At 57.3% G+C, this 17,034-nt stretch carries 17 protein-coding genes and 1 riboswitch; of the genes, 10 read left to right on the top strand and 7 right to left on the bottom strand.

Annotated elements, in window-relative coordinates:
• Nucleotides 1-23 precede the first annotated feature (23 nt).
• On the bottom strand, nucleotides 24-1,418 hold the full coding sequence (locus tag JUF21_RS04510; protein ID WP_203623602.1) for an FAD-binding oxidoreductase: 1,395 nt from the start codon (nucleotides 1,416-1,418) through the stop codon (nucleotides 24-26).
• Nucleotides 1,419-1,677: 259 nt separating this feature from the next.
• On the opposite strand from JUF21_RS04510, the gene JUF21_RS04515 reads away from it, so the two are divergent.
• The 7 genes from JUF21_RS04515 (at nucleotide 1,678) to eis (ending at nucleotide 9,238) form a co-directional block, all read left to right on the top strand.
• Nucleotides 1,678-2,208: a helix-turn-helix domain-containing protein gene (locus JUF21_RS04515; RefSeq protein WP_203663227.1), complete on the top strand. Its 531-nt coding sequence runs from the start codon at nucleotides 1,678-1,680 to the stop codon at nucleotides 2,206-2,208.
• 133 nt (nucleotides 2,209-2,341) lie between these two features.
• Entirely contained in the window at nucleotides 2,342-3,460 is a 1,119-nt protein-coding gene (gene mnmA / locus JUF21_RS04520) for a tRNA 2-thiouridine(34) synthase MnmA (RefSeq protein ID WP_304599156.1), read from the top strand.
• A 121-nt stretch (nucleotides 3,461-3,581) separates the two neighbouring features.
• Nucleotides 3,582-4,118, top strand: a complete 537-nt coding sequence (locus JUF21_RS04525) for a methylated-DNA--[protein]-cysteine S-methyltransferase (RefSeq protein WP_203623605.1) — start codon at nucleotides 3,582-3,584, stop codon at nucleotides 4,116-4,118.
• Nucleotides 4,119-4,195: 77 nt separating this feature from the next.
• Nucleotides 4,196-4,861 carry a histidine phosphatase family protein gene (locus JUF21_RS04530; RefSeq protein ID WP_203623606.1) on the top strand — a complete coding sequence of 222 codons (666 nt, stop codon included), beginning with the start codon at nucleotides 4,196-4,198 and terminating at the stop codon, nucleotides 4,859-4,861.
• 12 nt (nucleotides 4,862-4,873) lie between these two features.
• Complete coding sequence (locus JUF21_RS04535; protein WP_203623607.1) at nucleotides 4,874-5,539, top strand: tetratricopeptide repeat protein; 666 nt, start codon at nucleotides 4,874-4,876, stop codon at nucleotides 5,537-5,539.
• Nucleotides 5,532-8,003, top strand: a complete 2,472-nt coding sequence (locus JUF21_RS04540) for an ATP-dependent RecD-like DNA helicase (protein ID WP_203663229.1) — start codon at nucleotides 5,532-5,534, stop codon at nucleotides 8,001-8,003. The genes JUF21_RS04535 and JUF21_RS04540 overlap by 8 nt, the downstream gene beginning before the upstream one ends.
• A gap of 17 nt (nucleotides 8,004-8,020) precedes the next feature.
• Nucleotides 8,021-9,238, top strand: a complete 1,218-nt coding sequence (eis, locus tag JUF21_RS04545; RefSeq protein WP_125755457.1) for an enhanced intracellular survival protein Eis — start codon at nucleotides 8,021-8,023, stop codon at nucleotides 9,236-9,238.
• A gap of 86 nt (nucleotides 9,239-9,324) precedes the next feature.
• On the opposite strand, the gene JUF21_RS04550 is transcribed toward eis, so the two are convergent.
• Nucleotides 9,325-9,885, bottom strand: coding sequence for a hypothetical protein (locus tag JUF21_RS04550; protein WP_203623611.1), 561 nt, complete (start codon nucleotides 9,883-9,885; stop codon nucleotides 9,325-9,327).
• A gap of 92 nt (nucleotides 9,886-9,977) precedes the next feature.
• Between JUF21_RS04550 and JUF21_RS04555 the strand changes: the two genes are divergently transcribed.
• The gene (locus JUF21_RS04555; RefSeq protein ID WP_203663231.1) at nucleotides 9,978-10,622 is read left to right on the top strand and encodes a Crp/Fnr family transcriptional regulator; all 645 of its coding nucleotides are present in this window, start codon (nucleotides 9,978-9,980) and stop codon (nucleotides 10,620-10,622) included.
• A 30-nt stretch (nucleotides 10,623-10,652) separates the two neighbouring features.
• On the opposite strand, the gene JUF21_RS04560 is transcribed toward JUF21_RS04555, so the two are convergent.
• The 3 genes from JUF21_RS04560 to JUF21_RS04570 form a co-directional block, all read right to left on the bottom strand.
• A complete protein-coding gene (locus tag JUF21_RS04560; RefSeq protein WP_203663232.1) occupies nucleotides 10,653-11,612 on the bottom strand; it encodes a diacylglycerol kinase family protein in 960 nt (319 codons plus the stop codon).
• 178 nt (nucleotides 11,613-11,790) lie between these two features.
• The gene (gene rnjA / locus JUF21_RS04565; RefSeq protein ID WP_203663234.1) at nucleotides 11,791-13,473 is read right to left on the bottom strand and encodes a ribonuclease J1; all 1,683 of its coding nucleotides are present in this window, start codon (nucleotides 13,471-13,473) and stop codon (nucleotides 11,791-11,793) included.
• A 2-nt stretch (nucleotides 13,474-13,475) separates the two neighbouring features.
• Nucleotides 13,476-13,688 carry an RNA polymerase epsilon subunit gene (locus tag JUF21_RS04570; RefSeq protein ID WP_125755449.1) on the bottom strand — a complete coding sequence of 71 codons (213 nt, stop codon included), beginning with the start codon at nucleotides 13,686-13,688 and terminating at the stop codon, nucleotides 13,476-13,478.
• Nucleotides 13,689-13,870: 182 nt separating this feature from the next.
• On the opposite strand from JUF21_RS04570, the gene JUF21_RS04575 reads away from it, so the two are divergent.
• Nucleotides 13,871-14,317 carry a hypothetical protein gene (locus tag JUF21_RS04575; protein WP_125755448.1) on the top strand — a complete coding sequence of 149 codons (447 nt, stop codon included), beginning with the start codon at nucleotides 13,871-13,873 and terminating at the stop codon, nucleotides 14,315-14,317.
• Between the two features lie 64 nt (nucleotides 14,318-14,381).
• Here the strand turns inward: JUF21_RS04575 and def are convergent, their stop codons facing one another.
• Nucleotides 14,382-14,936 carry a peptide deformylase gene (gene def / locus JUF21_RS04580; protein ID WP_203624287.1) on the bottom strand — a complete coding sequence of 185 codons (555 nt, stop codon included), beginning with the start codon at nucleotides 14,934-14,936 and terminating at the stop codon, nucleotides 14,382-14,384.
• Between the two features lie 211 nt (nucleotides 14,937-15,147).
• Nucleotides 15,148-15,309: riboswitch (M-box (ykoK) riboswitch) on the top strand.
• A gap of 244 nt (nucleotides 15,310-15,553) precedes the next feature.
• On the opposite strand from def, the gene JUF21_RS04585 reads away from it, so the two are divergent.
• The gene (locus JUF21_RS04585) at nucleotides 15,554-16,369 is read left to right on the top strand and encodes a hypothetical protein (RefSeq protein ID WP_203663236.1); all 816 of its coding nucleotides are present in this window, start codon (nucleotides 15,554-15,556) and stop codon (nucleotides 16,367-16,369) included.
• A gap of 202 nt (nucleotides 16,370-16,571) precedes the next feature.
• Here JUF21_RS04585 and JUF21_RS04590 read toward each other — a convergent pair whose 3' ends face one another.
• Entirely contained in the window at nucleotides 16,572-17,003 is a 432-nt protein-coding gene (locus JUF21_RS04590; protein WP_203624285.1) for an Rrf2 family transcriptional regulator, read from the bottom strand.
• Between the last annotated feature and the right edge of the window lie 31 nt (nucleotides 17,004-17,034).

The raw sequence follows: 17,034 nt of genomic DNA on the forward strand, positions 1-17,034 counted from the left end.
GCCTTTTTGCGTCCAATCGGCGGCTAGTTGATCTTGCGTTTCGGGTTCAGCAGGTTCATCGGATCCAGCAGCGCCTTGATTTGGTGCTGGAGCATGTCGACGTCTTCGCCGAGCTCGGCGTTGTTCCACTGGTTCTTCAGCATCCCGACGGCGTGCTCGCCGGAAATCGTGCCGCCCAGCGCCAGCGTCTTCTTGAACATCAAGGACAGTGCCTGGCTGACCTTGGCCGGGACGCCTTTTTCCTCAAGCGGCCAGACGATGGACGGGTGGACGTTGCCATCGCCGGCGTGACCGGCCGTGTAAATCTTCAGGCCGAGGTCTTGGCCGACCTGCTTGATGTAGTCCATCATTGGCGCCAGCTGGGACAGTGGCATCGCCATGTCCTCCATGATGTGGTTTTGCCCGGTGAAAATGGCTGGGAGCATGTCGCGGCGGACTTTTTCCAGCTGGGCCTGCTCCTCGGGTTTCTCGGTGACCGTGATGTCGCGGGCTCCGTGCTTGGTCAGCAGGGCGTTCAGCACATCCATGGCCTGCTTGGTGCCGTTATCGATTTTGAAGATCAGCATCGCGCCGGATTCTTTGCTGTAGTCGGTGCCGTCGTACTGGTCGATGGCCTGAATGGTCGGGTGATCCATCGCCTCGAGCATCGTCGGGTAGACGCCCGAAATGCGGATCTCGGCGACGGCCTCGGCCAAGGCGGTCATGTTCTCGAAAAAGGCCATACCCATGACCGGCGTGCCAAGTGGAATCGGCATCAACTTGACCGTGATCTCGGTGATGATGCCCAGCGTGCCCTCCGAGCCGACGAACAGTTGCGTCAGATCGTAGCCGAACGCCTGCTTGAGCGTGCGGCCGCCAAGTTTCAACTCGCGGCCGTCTGCCAGCACCACTTTGAGGCCGAGCACGTTGTCCTTGGTTGCCCCGTACTTGACGGTGCTCATGCCGCCGGCGTTGGTCGCAACGTTGCCGCCGATGCCGGAAATCGGCTTGGACCCAGGATCTGGCGCGTAGAACATGCCTTGCTCGCGAGCGGCTTTGTCGAGGTCGCCGTTAATGACCCCGGGCTCGACCACGGCCAGCGAGTCGGCCTTGCTGATTTCCTTGATCTTGTTCATGCCGGCGGTGGACAGAATGAAACTGCCGGCGATGCCGTCCGCCCCGATCACGGTACTGGTGAACCGGTTCTGGGTGACGACTGGGACGTGATACTTGCGTGCGGTTTTGAGCACACCTTGCACGTCGGCAGTGTTGTGCGCCTCGATGAAGGCGAGGGCCAACCCGGAATCATCGTCAGTCAGGTTGGGGGAGAAGGACTGCTTTTTCAAGGTGGCCGGGTCGGTGATGACGCTGCCGGCGGTCACATTGGCTCTCAGGTCGGCGAGAATCTCGTCGTTAGAAAATGCCGCAAAAACTGTCATGCTAAAGGCTTCCTTTCTTTAATACGCTTACAAAAATACCGTAACACTATTTTGCCAAAAGGGGTGCCATAAGCCATCGGCGGGGCTATCTTCCTGAGTCTATTTCTGCAGTGGCAGAGCAATCTGACGGTGGCGCAGCTAACACTTTCGTCATGTTCAAGTGCAACAGTCAAAAAGTGTTATTGTATGTGCCATGCAGTTGTTTTGCTGCAACGATACCAAGCAGGCCCGCTGTGGTGGCAGGCCGGAGGAGAATGATATGGCTTTTGCAATGGGTAAGGATCTGGCCGCCGCACGCGCTGCAAGCGGAAAGTCGCAGGAAGATACTGCGTTGTCGCTGGGGATCACGCCTGACACGTTAAACCAGTGGGAAAATGGGCAAGTTGTCCCGACACTCAGGCAACTCGGCCAACTGAGTCGGGTGCTCGGCGCGGCGCCGCAAGCGCTTGTGGGGATGAAGCCTAAAAAGAAGCGTCTGCCCCTGATCGGCCAGCGGAATCAGAGCAAAAGCGTGAGCTGGGGTGCGACCTCTGACGAACTGCGCCGTCAGATTTTGGCCAATCTGATCAGTCTGAGTGCCAGCTTGACCGCGGAGCAGGCGGCCAGTCTGCAGCCGGTGCTGGAACAACATTACCAGCTTTTGATCCAAGGGGTCACGGCGGTCGCTTACGTGGTACAAACCATGTCGCTGGGCGTCAGCAAGACCATGCGGCAGGCCGGCATCATGTTTTCACCGGCGCAGGAGGCGGATTACATGGCGATTGTTCGAGCGGATTACATTCGCAAGTAAGGCCGGCAAAGACTTCCGCTGCTTACTTTCAGAAAGCGTTGTTTTTCCCGGTTGCACTGGTATAATTAACCTTACTGGAATTGACGACCTTCAAATCGGATAACTCCAGAATCTGATTGAAATGATGGTGATCATTTTGGACAACAGCAACACCCGCGTTGTGGTGGGGATGTCCGGCGGCGTGGACTCGTCCGTGTCGGCGCTTCTCCTTAAGCAGCAAGGGTATGACGTCGTCGGGGTGTTCATGAAAAATTGGGACGATACAGACGAGAACGGGGTCTGTACCGCGACGACCGACTATGCAGACGTGGCTAAGGTGGCTGACGAAATCGGCATTCCTTACTACGGCATCAACTTCGAAAAGGAGTACTGGGACCGCGTGTTCCAGTATTTCCTGGACGAGTACAAGGCCGGCCGCACCCCGAATCCCGACGTAATGTGCAACAAAGAGATCAAGTTCAAGGCGTTTCTCGATTACGCCGAGGAGCTAGACGCTGACTACATTGCCATGGGCCACTATGCCCAGTTAACCACCGACGCAAACGGTACCGTGCACATGCTGCGCGGCGCCGATGCCAACAAGGACCAGACGTACTTTCTCAGCCAGCTGTCACAGACCCAGCTGAAGAAGTCCATGTTCCCCATCGGCGGCATGCAGAAGTCCGAGGTTCGGGCCATTGCCGAAAAGGCTGGTCTGGCCACTGCCCACAAAAAGGACAGCATGGGCATCTGCTTTATCGGTGAGAAGAACTTCAAGGAGTTCCTCAGCACTTATCTGCCGGCTCAGCCTGGCAAGATGATGACCTATGATGGCGAGGAAAAGGGCACGCACGATGGCCTGATGTACTACACCATCGGTCAGCGCCAGGGGCTTGGCATCGGCGGCAACTCGGAGAACTCCGAGCCGTGGTTTGTGGTTGGCAAGGACATCGAGAAGAACATTCTCTATGTCGGCCAGGGTTACAACAACCCGCACCTGATGGCGACCAGCCTCGACGCGTCTGGCATGAACTTCTTTACCGGCGCAGCGCCGGCCACTGACTTCCACTGCACGGCGAAGTTCCGCTACCGTCAGCAGGATGTCGGCGTCACCGTGCACCTCGACGGCGACAACGCCCGCATTGAGTTCGACCACCCGGTTCGGGCAATCACTCCCGGCCAGGCCGTTGTCCTTTATGACGGCGACGAGTGCTTCGGCGGCGGGACCATCAACGTCGCGTACAACGACGCCAAGGTTCTGCAGTACGTTTAAGCATCAGGCACGATTGGACACTCTCACAAATGTGGGAGTGTTTTTTCGTGGCACCAGGCGCTGGTGCGCTGTTCAGAACACGTGTTCGTATGGTAAAATAAAAGCAATTGGAGGTGCCGTGATGCAAGCACAAAGCACGTATGAATCCCCATTCGGTGAGTTGACCCTGCTGGCCGACGACGATCACCTGCTGGGCATCTGGTTCAAGGACCAGGACTACTTTGGCGGGCAGTTTGACCTGGGTCGGGTGCCGCGCAAGGTGACACCAGTCCTGATCAAAACTGGCCTGTGGTTGCAGGACTATTTTGACGGCGACCGGCCTGATCCCAAGGCGCTGCCGCTCCAGCTGACCGGGACGACGTTTCGTCAGACTGTTTCGCGGGCTTTGCTAACGGTCCCCTATGGTGAAGTGACCACCTATGGCGCGCTGGCCGCTCAAGTGGGCGAAACCCTTGGCCGGCCGACCTCGCCGCGTGCAATCGGCAACGCTGTAGGACACAACCCCATCAGCATCGTCGTTCCGTGCCACCGCGTGGTCGGCAAGCACGGTGAACTGGTCGGGTACGCCGGTGGCATCGACCGCAAAATGATGCTGCTGGGGCTTGAAGGCCACACCATCGACGTGGACAAGGCCTGTTTGATGAACCCAAAGGTTTGATGGTTTTAGCCCCCTTGAATTAGGCGCGTTAAATCGCGATAATTAGTAACTATATAAGACCATTAGGGGGAGCAAGATTGACGCGGTTATATTTTGTTCGACACGGGAAGACGGAGTGGAACCTGGAAGGGCGCTACCAAGGGGCCAACGGCGATTCGCCGCTGCTTAAGGAAAGCTATGAGGAAATCGGCCAGTTGGCCAACTACCTGACCGTACGTGGGGTCAAATTTGCCCACGCCTACATCAGTCCGCTGCCGCGCGCGCAAAAAACGGCGCAGTATCTGATCAAGCAGCTTGGTCAAGACATTCCGACGACGACCACGGTGGGGATGCGCGAGTTCAACCTCGGGCGCATGGAAGGCATGCGCTTTTCTGATGTGGAGAAAAAATATCCCACGGAGCTTCACGCGTTCCGCTACGCCCCCGGCGAATACGATCCGACCAAAATTCAAGGCGAGTCGTTTCCAGAATTGATCCAGCGAATGCAGCCGGTGGTGCTCGCCGCCGTCAAACAAGCGCAGCCGGATGATAACTTGCTGTTTGTCAGCCACGGGGCGGCGCTGGTGGCGCTGATTCAAAGCCTGCTTGGCACCCCCATCAAGGACATGCGCAAAGATGGCGGGCTGACCAACAGCAGCGTCACGATTCTTGACGCGCACGGGCCTCAGCTGCCGTTCAAGCTGGTGCGCTGGAATGACACGGACTACATCACGAAGAAACTTGATCCAACCGACACGATTTAGGAGGCACCAGCCATGGCGTCATTGACCGCACAATTTAATCAAGGGGACCACGATGCAGCGATTCAGGCCGCCGTCAAACGCATTGACGAAAAGCCGACGGACCCGAAGCGCTACGCCGTGCTGGCGACCATGCTGATCGGCATCCACGCCTACGATGAGGCGAGCCAGCTGATCGTCAAGGCGCTGGGGCTTTTCCCCAATGATGCCGAGCTGACGTACGACGCCGGCCTCTTAGCGTTCAGCCAGGGGAATTCGACGCTGGCAATCAAGTACTTCGGTCAGCTGGCCACTGCGAAGAAGGGCACCCTCAAGCAGGACGCGCAGTACATGCTGGCGCTCAGCTATCAGCAGGCCGGTCAGGTGCAAAAGGCGCTGGCCTTTGCGCTGACCGCGCATGACGCCGCGCCCGAAAAGGTGGACGCGGCGCTGCTTTCGGCGGAGCTGCTGCTGGGGCTTGGCGCCTTTGCGGACGCCGCCAAGCTGCTGGCGCCATTTTTGCAGATCAAGAATGCACGGGTGCTGTTCACTTACGGCATGGCACTGACCGGCCAAGACGAAGACGGCAGCCAGTACCTGGACCAGGCGAAAAAGCTCGATCCTAAGGGCTATGATCAGCAGGCCGGTCAGGTCCGGGACATTGCCGGATTCCTGAAGGCGCAGGGTAAAGCCGATGAATGAAGATGCACAGCAAAGCGTCAGCGGCCGGGTCAAAAGCATTATTTTCCAAAGCCCGACCACGTTTTTCAAAATCGTCGCGGTGACGATCACCAAAACAAATATTCAATGGCCCGATGACGAGATCACCGTCACCGGGAATTTTGGTGACATCAAGGAAGACGAGACTTATACGTTTGTCGGCAAAGTAGTCAACCATCCGCGCTACGGGCTGCAGTTTGCGGCCGACAACTATCAAGTCGACAAGCCGACCTCTAAGCAGGGGCTGATCAACTACCTGGCCTCAGACCGCTTTCCTGGCATCGGCAGCATCACCGCCAAGAAAATTGTCGATGCTTTGGGCACCGGCGCCATCGACAAGATCCTCAAGGACGAAAATGTCCTCAAGCCCCTTGGCCTGAACGCCGAAAAACGGGCCACTTTGGTCGACAACCTCCAGCTGAATCTTGGCATGGAGCAGGTTATCATCGGCCTAAACGACTTTGGCTTCACGTCCAACATGGCGGCCAAAATCTACCAAAAATACAAAACCGATGCGCTGGACGTCATCAAGGACAACCCCTACCAGCTGATTGCCGACATCGACGGCATCGGCTTTAAGCGCGCCGATGCCATCGCGGCCAACCTGCACATCGAGCCGGATTCCCAGATTCGGCTGGGCGGGGCGGTGCTAGCCGAACTCCAGCGCTTGACCGACGGCGAAGGCGACACGTACGTCGCGCTGCCGGTGCTCGTCAACTCGGCCCTTGGCGTGCTGGAGAGTGCCCGCAACGTGCAGATCGATGCCAACCAGGTGGGCAAGGCCATTTTGGCCCTGACGGAAAAAGGCGAGCTGTACGCCGACGGTCAGCGCATTTTCCCTAAACGGCTGTACGACGCGGAAGGAGAAATCGCCACGCGGCTGGCCACCTTGAAGGAGCCGGTCAAAGATCCGCCCAGCGACAAAGCGGCGGCGAAGGTCATTAAAACCGTCGAAAAAGAAGCGGGGATCCACTACGACGAGACGCAAACCGCCGCCATTAAGCAGGCGCTGCAAAACGAGATTTTCCTGCTCACTGGGGGACCAGGCACCGGGAAAACTACCGTGGTCAACGGCATCGTGCGCGCGTATGCCGAGCTGAACGGGCTCAGTCTGGACATCAACACGTACAAAGATGAGCCGTTTCCGCTGATGCTGGCGGCGCCAACGGGCCGGGCCGCTAAGCGCATCATGGAAACTACCGGCTTGCCGGCATCGACGATTCACCGACTGCTGGGACTGGCCATCGACGCGCAGGAGTACGAGCCCAAGGACCTGCCGGACGGGCTGCTGGTCGTCGACGAAATGTCGATGGTCGACACCTACCTGTTCCGCACGCTGCTGGCGGCGCTGCACCCGGGCATCAAAGTGATCCTGGTCGGCGATAAAGACCAGCTGCCATCGGTGGGCCCGGGCCAGGTGTTTGCGGACTTGCTTCGCAGCCGGACATTACCGGCCATGGAGCTGCGCCACATTCACCGCCAGGACGAAGATTCGTCCATCATTCCGCTGGCGCATGCGATCAATGCTGGCAGACTGCCGGCAGACTGGCAGCAAAGCAAGAAGGACCGCTCGTTCATTCTCTGCCCGCCGGAGCAGCTGGCGCGGGTGGTCGGCCAGGTCGTTGGCAAGGCCGCGACCCAGTTCGACAAGGCGGACGTGCAGGTCCTCGCCCCAATGTACCGCGGGCCGGCCGGCATCGACCAGCTCAACCCGCTGATTCAGGACATACTGAATCCGAAAAAATCCAACCGCACCAAGGAAGTCGAGTTTGGTCCGGTCAAGTACCGCATCGGCGATAAGGTCCTGCAGCTGGTCAACAATCCAGACGCGAATGTGTTCAACGGTGAGCTCGGCATCATCACCGGCATCACCGCGGCCAAGGAAGCCGAAAGCAAAACTGACGAGCTGACGATTGATTTTGACGGCAACGAGCTGCAGTATCAGCGCAGCGACTGGTCCAAAATCACGCTGGCCTATGCGACTTCGATCCACAAGGCCCAGGGTTCGGAATTCCCGGTCGTGATCCTGCCGCTGACGTTGAACGCGCGGCGCATGCTGCGGCGGAACCTGCTGTACACGGCGGTGACGCGGGCGCGGGATTTCTTGATCCTGATGGGGGACGCGCGGGCCTTTGAAACGGCCGTTGAAGCCGTCGCCGACAACCGCAAAACCGCGCTGGTTGATCGGCTGGCCAAGGTGATGAAGCAGGATCAGCCGGACATTTTTGCCGCAAGCACGCCTGCCGCGACCGCGGCGCGACCACCTGCTTCCACAGCGGTTGACAGTGCGCCGGATGCTTCGGATAATGAAAATAGTGAAGCAATTGATCCAAATAAAGAATACCGCCTGACCAAAGCTTTGATTCAAGCTCAGACCATCGACCCGCGTATCGGGTTAAATGGGCTGACGCCGGCGAAGCTGTTGGCAGCGCAGGAGGCTGAGTAAGCCACTAAGGAGTTTTTATGGCAGACGACATCCGCGACGAGCTTGAGATCAGGCCGGTCACCCCGGCTAACCTCGAGCAGTTCAACGATTTATTAGCCTACGTGTTTCAAGTGACAGCCAAAGAGGTCGAGGAATCCGGCTACGAGGACGGCGAGCTCGAACGGGCCAAGCGCCCAGTGCTCGAAAAGTCCGACGTCATCGGCTGGTGGCAGGGCGATCAGCTGATCTCGCAGCTGGCGATTTACCCCTGCCGCGTCAACATTCACGGCCAGCTGTACGACATGGCGGGGCTGACCGGCGTGGGGACGTACCCGGAATACGCCGGCCACGGCCTGATGCACGATCTGGTCAAAATCGGCCTGTCCCACATGCGGGACCACCACCAGTGGATCTCGTACCTGTATCCGTACAGCATCCCGTTTTACCGGAAAAAGGGCTGGGAGATCATGTCCGATCACCTGACCTTCGACGTCAAGGACACCCAGCTGCCCAAGGTCGACAACTCGCTGCCCGGCCACGTCGAGCGGCTGGAAATCGATGACCCGGACGTGATCGAGATTTACAACCGGTTCGCCTTGCACAATCACGGCGCGATGATCCGCAACCAGCTCAACTGGGACGAATACTGGCGCTGGGAGGACGAGGACGAGCGCATCGCCGGCGTTTATTACGACGACAATGACATTCCGCAAGGGTACGTCCTGTACTGGATTGCCGATGAGGTGTTCCACATCAAGGAAATGGTTTACAACACCCAGGAGGCCCGCATCGGCCTGTGGAACTTTGTCGCGGCGCATTTTTCCATGGTGGAGCACGTCAAAGGCGACATCTACAAAAACGAGCCGCTGCACTTCCTGCTGGACGATGGTGACATCACCCAGACCATCCACCCGTACTTCATGGCGCGGATCGTGGACGTGGCCCAGTTCCTCAAGTCGTACCCGTTTGAAGAGGCGGACAAGCCGCTGCACTTCGTCGTGTCAGACCCCTTGGCCGACTGGAACAACGGCGTCTTCGGCCTCTGGTGGGACGAAGCCGGCCATCTGCAGGTCACCGATCGGCCGGTGGGCGACCCGGTCAAGCTGGACATTCAGACGCTGACGACCATGCTGATGAGTTACCGCCGCCCGTCGTACTTGGCCAAAATTGAGCGCATCGAAGCTAGCAAGGCGGCCATTAAGCAGCTGGAGCGCATCATTCCCAACGACGAGCCGTACTTCTCAGATTACTTCTGACCGTCTCAACGAGGCGATGAGAAAAATGCCATTGCCTTTTTTATTCAGGCAATGGCATTTTTGTTGGCATTGAACGGGTGCTAAGGCTAGTCAACACGCTTGATCTGACCGGCGGCGATCGGCAGCGTCACGTGCTGATCGAAATCGCCGACCATGCCGGCGACGGTGGCAGGCAGAACGAGGCTTTGCGGCACCCCGTGAATGTAAACGACGCGCTTGTCCAGCTGCAGGTCGCGGCTGCCGAACGCCTGCTCAAAGTGGTTTTGCAGGGCGGCCAGCGGCACGACTTTGGTGTAGGCAAAATGGCCGGTGGCATCAGCGACCGGGTAGCGGTCGTGGGGGATGTCCATGTTTTCGGGCGCATCATCGAACGGGACCATGGTGGTGCCGGAGACACTGCCGGTTTCCATCAGGTCGATAAAACGGTCGCCGTTTGCGTCCTGCGCGGGGCCGGCGACCAGGGCTTGCTTGCCGTCCGGGAAGCCGTGAAAATGTTCCCAGTGTTCAGTGTTGGCCGGCGTGTCGAACATCTCGATGGTGATGGTCAATGTTTCGTCAGTCAGGGTGAAGTCCGCGGTGCCGTGCGCGGCGGTCCCAATTTTGTCAGCGTTGAGGGCCACGATTTCTGCGTGATAATTTGCCATGATGAATTGCTCCTTTGATTTTGATACCGTTAGTGTACAATGTATTTGGACACTTGTAATTGACATATATCAATTCCACCCAAAAAGGAGACATCATGATGCATGATCCAGTGGCATGCGTGCGCGGGGCTGAGATTTTTAACGGACTGGACGATGACGTGGTGAAGGCGCTGGCAGCCATTTCAACGCACCAGCGGCCAGTCGGCAAAGGGACAGCGCTGTACGAACCGGGGACGCCGGTGGCCGCGCTGCTGGTGGTCGACCGCGGCCGCGTGAAAGTGATGCGGGCCACACCTGACGGGCAAGAGAAGGTGCTCTACTTTCTTGGCCCGCACAGTGTGGATAGTGAGGCGGCGTTGTTTGCGGAGCAGACTCATCAAAATGAGGCGGTGGCAGTTGAGGATTCCCTCGTCTGCACGATCAGGCGGCAGGATTTTCAAACACTGCTCGAGCAGTCGCCCAAGTTGGCAGTGCGCCTGCTGAATGCGTTTGGCACGCGGCTGACGGCGCTGGAAACGCGCAGCGCCCGCTACGGCACCCTGACCGCTCAGGCCCGCCTGCAGCAGTACCTGGAAGATCTCAGCGCGCAGCAGGGGACGCGGCATCTGCAACTGCCTATGAGCAAACGTGACCTCGCTTCCTGGCTGAGCGTGACGCCGGAAACGCTCAGCCGCCAGTTCACCAAGCTGACGGCAGAAGGCGTGCTCACGACCAGCGGGCAGAAAGTGACGCTCCATTAAAAAATCTCTTTGCCACGTTGGGCGAAGAGATTATTTTTTTTCTGATAGGTTGAACCAGAAGTTTTGCTTGGCCACGGTGAATTCCAGCTCGAAGGGGCGGGTACCCATTTCCTCGCCGTCCATTTGGCCGGCCTCAAGCTCGGTGGTTTCGAGGCGCAGGTGATTGCCCTTGAAGTGGTGGATGCGGTCGTACTTGGCTTCCTTGCCGCGGATCAGCTGAATCAGGTAGAACAAGAACACCACCCAATTGGGATGCTCGACCAACACCAAGTCCAGCTGGCCGTCTGTTGGCACGGCGCCGGGCATGAAGCGAATGCCGCCGCCGAAGTAGGGATGGTTGGTGGCATCGACGAGGAAGGCGTCTTGAATGATTTCCATGCGGCCTTGCTGGTCGTAGACGATCACCGGAAACGGTTTTTGCGCGAAGAACACAATGACACCAGTGATGAAGTAGGAGAGCTTGCCCAGGTGGAACCGATTGAGAAAAGTCTTGATTTGGCTGTGTGAGCTGCGGGCAATGACGTTGCCGTCGTAGCCGATGCCGATGTTGTTGACGAAATAGCCGCTTTCCTGATGGGTCTGTTCAGCATATTGACCAATGTCCAGGACAAGGGGCGTTTCGGTGCTTAGGACGCATTCGAGCGCCTTCATGGGATCGTCCGGCAGCCCAATGCCGCGCGCAAAATCGTTGCCGGAGCCGGCGGGGATGTAGCCAACGGCAAGGTCGGCCTGCCGCGTCATTTTCAATCCCGTAATGGTCTGGTTGAGCGTGCCGTCGCCGCCGATGACTAAGACGACCGCGCCCGGATGGTCGTTGAAGCTGCCGATTTGTTTGGCCAACTGGACCGTGTGGCCGGAGTACCGGCTGACGCGCACCTCATAGTCGATCTGCCGATCGTTCATGACCTTGCGGACTGCCTTTAGCGTGTCCACAGCGTTGCCAGAGCCGGCTGCCGGATTGAAAATGATGTAGTAAAATGCCGCCGCCATGCGTTCGCCTCCTCCAAAAATCACTAGTACCGATTATACCGGCCAGCAATGAATAACACAATAAAATCGGTGGTACGCGATGAATATTTATGCGTTTAAATCAAGCTTGCGACTGCCTGCCGTGACCAATCAGACAAAAAAATGATCCTCAGCGAAGCGCCGAGAATCATTTTCGATTTTATAAGGTGATCAGCATTGGCAGGATCACAGGGTGACGCTCGGTCTTATCAAACAGGAATTCCTGCAGGTTTGACGTAATCGCATCCTTGAGCATGCCTTCGGTGACCTTCTCGTTTTCCTTGAATGTGTTCTTGATCGTGCGGTAGACGCGGTGCTGCGCTTGATTGATCAGCTCACCGGATTCGCGCATGTAGATGAACCCGCGGGAAAGCAGGTCCGGGCCAGCAAACACGGCCTGTTTTTGCATGTTGATCGTGGCCACGACCACGACCAAGCCTTCTTCGGAGAGCATGCGGCGATCGCGGATGACCGCGTTGCCGATGTCGCCGACGCCATTGCCGTCAACATAGACGTCGCCGGCCGGGAAGTGCCCGGCGCGATGGCAGGTGTCCGCCGTCAGCGCCAGCACGTCGCCGTTGTCCATGATGAAGCAGTTTTCTGCCGGGACGTGGCACTCCTGCGCCAACTCGGTGTGGATCTTGAGCATCCGGTATTCACCATGGATCGGCATGAAGTACTTCGGCTTCATCAGCCGCAGCATCAGCTTTTGTTCCTCCTGGCCGCCGTGACCAGAGGTGTGGACGTTGTTGACCTTGCCGTGAATGACGGTCGCGCCGGCTTCTTCCAGCTCGTTGATCACGTGGTTCACGGAAACCGTGTTGCCAGGGATCGGGTTAGAGGAGAAGACGACGGTGTCGCCAGGCTGGATCGTGATCTGCCGGTGTGTGCCGTTGGCGATCCGGGACAGGGCGGCCATTGGTTCGCCTTGCGAGCCGGTGCAGAGGATCATGACCTTTTCGGCGGGCATCTTGTTCAGCTCGTGCGGGTCGATCAGTTCGTCGTCGGTGACGTCGAGGTAACCCAGTTCGCGGCCATTGACCAGCGCGGTTTCCATCGACCGGCCGAAGACGGCGATTTTGCGGCCGTGCTCACGCGCCGCCTGAATGGCTTGCTCCATCCGCGAGATGTTCGACGCGAAGGTGGCGAAAATAATGCGGCCTTCGATGTCATCGAAAATGTGGCGGATTGACCGCCCCACGAATCGTTCCGACTTGGTGAAGTTCGGGATCTCGGCGTTGGTCGAGTCGCTCATTAAAAGCAGCACGCCTTCTTCGCCAAGTTTGGCCATACGTTGCAGGTTCGGCGCTGGCTGGTCGCCAACTGGGGTCAAGTCAAACTTGTAGTCCCCGGTTTCAACGATTGCCCCATACGGTGTATGAACTGCCACGCCCAGGGTATCAGGGATACTGTGGGTGGTGCGGAAGAAGTCGACCCAAAGACTCTTGAACTTCAGGACGTCTTCTTCCTTGATTTCGTGCAGCTCGGTCGAACGCAGCAGGCCGTGTTCTTCGAGCTTGCCGCGGATCAAGGCCGCTGCCAGCGGTGGGGCGTAAACAGGCACATTCGGCACTTCGCGCAGGAAGTAGGGAATGCCGCCGATGTGATCTTCGTGCCCGTGGGTGATGACCAGGGCATCGATCATGTCCTTGTGCTCAACCAGGTACGAGTAGTCAGAAATCACGTAGTCAATGCCCAGCAGGTCGTCTTCGGGGAACTTGATGCCGTTGTCGATCACGACGATCTCATCCTTGTATTGGACGCCGTACATGTTTTTGCCGATCTCACCGAGACCGCCAATGGCAAAGACTGCGACTTCATCTTTCTTTATGTTTAGATCCATAATTAGAACTCCGTCAGCTTGTAGTTCGGCGACTTCTGTTCGTATTCCAAAAAGTTGCCGGTGAGCTCCTGCACAAGCTCAATGTTGTAGTCCGTGTGCTGTTCGACAGCAGCACGCGCAGCGGCCGCAGATTCGGCCTCCATGTAAAGGGTCTGGGTGGTTTCCCGCCGCGGATTGCGGATCTTGTCCGGTTGGTACAATACTTTATAGATCATAAATAAAACTCCTTTGCACGCGAAAATGGCCTCAGGCTGAGGATCTTCGCAAATTTTGCCGGTCAAATGTTGAAAACTCAACAGTTATAGATAGTTTAGCATATAAGGGGCGCTTGCGCCACCAGCTGCCAGCGGCGCCGCGGGCTTTAAAGCGGTATAATGAACGCAAAGGAGGCGAGACCATGTACTGGTTGCTTGCAATTCTTGCGGTCGGCGTGGTCTTAGCCGGCGTCATTTGGCTCCGCATCGCCAGGCGGCGGCGCGCGCTGCGCCTGTTCGTGCGGCACAGTCAGCAGCTGACCGACCAGGTGGTGGCGGAGGTGTTGACGGTCCTGCACTGGCCGTTTGATAACCCGCTGCACTCGGATGCGGTCGCCGATGTGTGGGGCCACGGCATTATGGGCTTTGAATACGAGACGGACACCCCGAAAATCAAGATCACGCGCGACCGGCTTCAAAATCAGCTGCGCGACACGGCGGAGGATCAGCACATCGCCAGCTCCGATCCGCGCTATCCGGCGTTTGTGATTACCGATTTTTGGGAGCGGGACGGCAAGACACACTTCGATGTCGCCTTTGTCACGAATGCCCCAACGATTGCGTACCTGCAGGACATTCAGCGAGTGTAAAAAAGCGTCTCTGATGGGCGCGCGGCAAGTCAGGCTTGCCGCCGCACCAGAGACGCTTTTGGGTTTAGTCGATCAAAATGCCCTCAGGGTCCATTTTGAACGGCGTCTTCTTATTAATGTGATCGTAGAACAAAATCCCGTTGAGGTGGTCGATTTCGTGCTGGCAGACGATCGCCGGGTAGTTCTTCAGGCGCACCTTCTTGGTTTCGCCATCCAGGTTCTGATAGCGGATGGTGACGCGGTCGTGGCGCACCACGTAGCCTTCGATGTCCTTGTCGACGGACAGGCAGCCTTCACCTTCGGAAAGGGCGGCGTCTTGCACGGAGTTCGAGATAATCACCGGGTTGACCAACACTTCCTTGAACAAAATCTCGTTGTCCGGACCGGGGACCAGCACGGCGGCCATGCACTCGGACACGCCGACCTGCGGGGCAGCCAGGCCAACGCCGGGCCGCAGCTGATACTTCTTGTTTTCTTCTTCGTCTTGGCTGATGACCAGGTATTCCATCAGGTCATGGGCCAGCTGCTTATCCTCATCGGACAGCGGAAACTTGACCTTCTTCGCCCGCGCGCGCAGGACGGGGTCGCCGTCTCGGGTAATGTCTTTCATTAGATACAAGCGTAACGCCTCCACTTCAAATCGATTCCTTTTTACTTTAGCACAACTGGCAGGCAAGCAAAACGCGCAAATGAGGGCGGGCAGGGGTGTTTGGCGAATTCTGTTGGTGTCGCGCTCAAAATGAGAAAATGCTCATCAAGGCTGATGTACCAGGGTCTGGCGGTTGACAGGCAAGGCAAAAGTAAGTAGAATTAGGCTTGTAAACAAATATGGTGCTTTCCGTTAGGTGAGGCTCCTATACGAACAATGCTGCTGCTCAGAAACATCCAGAGATGCCAATGAGTCAACTGCGCCTGTCTACAAAGGCCCGCGCTAATGCAGCTGAGAACTTTTCTAGGCGTATAGTGCTAAAACTAAACGATTGGGATGCAAATCGCGCATACTCAATCGGTGTGCGCTTTTTTCTATTCTAGATGAGAAAAAACGCGGGTGGAAACCGCGAGCACAACGGCAAGTCAACTGAAAGGTGGTGAGCGCAATGAAACAAACAGCGATTGACGGTGGCGGTAGTCCGGACAGTGCGGATCCCGGAAGGTTTGTCATTGTGCCACCACTTAGTTCGATATATAAGTAAATAGGCGCATCGCAAGCCCTCTCTGGGAAGAGAGGAGAACACGATGTTTATGCAAGAATATTCTGGCCTGAGCACGACTCAGGTCAACAAGATGCAGTTCAACTTGCGCACTGTTGCGACGCCACTTCGTTCCACGTTCCCACTGCGCCCAATTGCCATGCTCAGCGCTGGCTTGGGTGTGCTCAGCGACGTGCTGCTTGACCGGGTTTGGCTCGGTTTGGCGCTCACGGCGCTGCTGGTGATGGGCGGCTACGCGGTGCACGCCGCATTTTGCCGCTGGCTGACCAACTTCAATGGCAACCGCCAGGTTCTGGTGGTGCGCGACGGGTTGGTTCGGGGCACGACGCTTGCTGGTTTAGTTGCCGGTGATATCGTCAAGATCCCGGCCGGCACGCTGCTGGCGACGGATGTGGCGACCACTGCTTCTGCTACGCCAAGCCGCTGGTTGCAGGTAATCCTGACGCTCACCGGCAAGACGATGCCGCAAGGGGTTGCCTTGGCGGGCAGCCGCGTCAATGAAGACGTTCAGGCGCGGGTGCTGGCCGTGGGCGATCAGCGGTACATCGCGAAGATGGCCAACGAGATTTTCGCCGTTAAAAGCGGGCTGCCAGTAGTCGCGATTTTCCAAGCGCTGCTGACTGGCATCAAGTGCACCATCATCCGGTTAGGCCGCGTGATCAGCGCAAGCAAGTTGATTCAGCAAGTTGAAATTAAAGTCAAGCAGGTTCACGACGACTTGGCCCTGATCCCGCAGGTTGCGGGTCGGGCTTCCCTGGTTAAAAGTGACGTGAGTGCGGTCAAAGCGACCGCGTTCCGGTACAACCAGGACCCAGTCACGTCGCCCCGACCCTCAGTTTAATTGAAAATGAAATGCATACCGCCCATCATTCGATGGGCGGTATTTTTGCGCTTTCCTGCTGGGCGTGGAGAGCCGATGGGGCTCATCCGGCGCGCAAGTTCGGCAGCAAGCGGGTACACAGGAGTCAACCAAGCCTTCAGTTTACCCCACACAAAAAGCGCATTGGTGAGAGTCTTAAGCTCATCATCAATACGCTTTTGAGTTAGTATTTGGCGTCCTGGCGAACCAGAATGTCGGCGATTATCTCTGCCAACGTGTGCTTGGCCATGCTGGCTTCAGTATCGCGTTGAATGTTGGCGTATACGACATTCAGGGTGTCTTGAATATTGCCACCAACAATGCACAATGGGTTGGTTTTATCATCGATGTGTAACAGGTTTTGATTGTCCTCAACAGCCAGATAAACGTCGAGCAGAGTGATGTTTTCAGGGGACTTAGCCAGGCTCACTGCGACCTTGCCAGGTTGGCTATTGAGCAGGCCGGCCTTGACTAGTTTAGACATCATTTGCCGCACCATGCTTTGGTTGGCTTCCACGCTTGCGGCAATCGCAGCACTGGATAGGTCGCCGCCAGCATAAATCTGGACGTACGCCAAAATGTGGAGGGCATCACTGAGTTTATGGGAAAATTTCATCGTGTATCCTGCTTTCAGAATGGCGGCGCCA

It is taken from the genome of Lacticaseibacillus sp. 53-4 (genome assembly GCF_016861805.1).
GTDB lineage: Bacteria > Bacillota > Bacilli > Lactobacillales > Lactobacillaceae > Lacticaseibacillus.

What these genes read in the sequence shown, in the direction of transcription:
- JUF21_RS04515 (WP_203663227.1), top strand. Translation starts at nt 1,678, where the DNA reads ATGGCTTTTGCAATGGGTAAGGATCTGGCCGCCGCACGCGCTGCAAGC.
- JUF21_RS04590 (WP_203624285.1), bottom strand. Translation starts at nt 17,003, where the DNA reads ATGAAATTTTCCCATAAACTCAGTGATGCCCTCCACATTTTGGCGTAC.
- JUF21_RS04585 (WP_203663236.1), top strand. Translation starts at nt 15,554, where the DNA reads ATGTTTATGCAAGAATATTCTGGCCTGAGCACGACTCAGGTCAACAAG.
- eis (WP_125755457.1), top strand. Translation starts at nt 8,021, where the DNA reads ATGGCAGACGACATCCGCGACGAGCTTGAGATCAGGCCGGTCACCCCG.
- JUF21_RS04535 (WP_203623607.1), top strand. Translation starts at nt 4,874, where the DNA reads ATGGCGTCATTGACCGCACAATTTAATCAAGGGGACCACGATGCAGCG.
- JUF21_RS04560 (WP_203663232.1), bottom strand. Translation starts at nt 11,612, where the DNA reads ATGGCGGCGGCATTTTACTACATCATTTTCAATCCGGCAGCCGGCTCT.
- JUF21_RS04510 (WP_203623602.1), bottom strand. Translation starts at nt 1,418, where the DNA reads ATGACAGTTTTTGCGGCATTTTCTAACGACGAGATTCTCGCCGACCTG.
- JUF21_RS04555 (WP_203663231.1), top strand. Translation starts at nt 9,978, where the DNA reads ATGATGCATGATCCAGTGGCATGCGTGCGCGGGGCTGAGATTTTTAAC.
- JUF21_RS04540 (WP_203663229.1), top strand. Translation starts at nt 5,532, where the DNA reads ATGAATGAAGATGCACAGCAAAGCGTCAGCGGCCGGGTCAAAAGCATT.
- JUF21_RS04525 (WP_203623605.1), top strand. Translation starts at nt 3,582, where the DNA reads ATGCAAGCACAAAGCACGTATGAATCCCCATTCGGTGAGTTGACCCTG.
- JUF21_RS04570 (WP_125755449.1), bottom strand. Translation starts at nt 13,688, where the DNA reads ATGATCTATAAAGTATTGTACCAACCGGACAAGATCCGCAATCCGCGG.
- rnjA (WP_203663234.1), bottom strand. Translation starts at nt 13,473, where the DNA reads ATGGATCTAAACATAAAGAAAGATGAAGTCGCAGTCTTTGCCATTGGC.
- JUF21_RS04575 (WP_125755448.1), top strand. Translation starts at nt 13,871, where the DNA reads ATGTACTGGTTGCTTGCAATTCTTGCGGTCGGCGTGGTCTTAGCCGGC.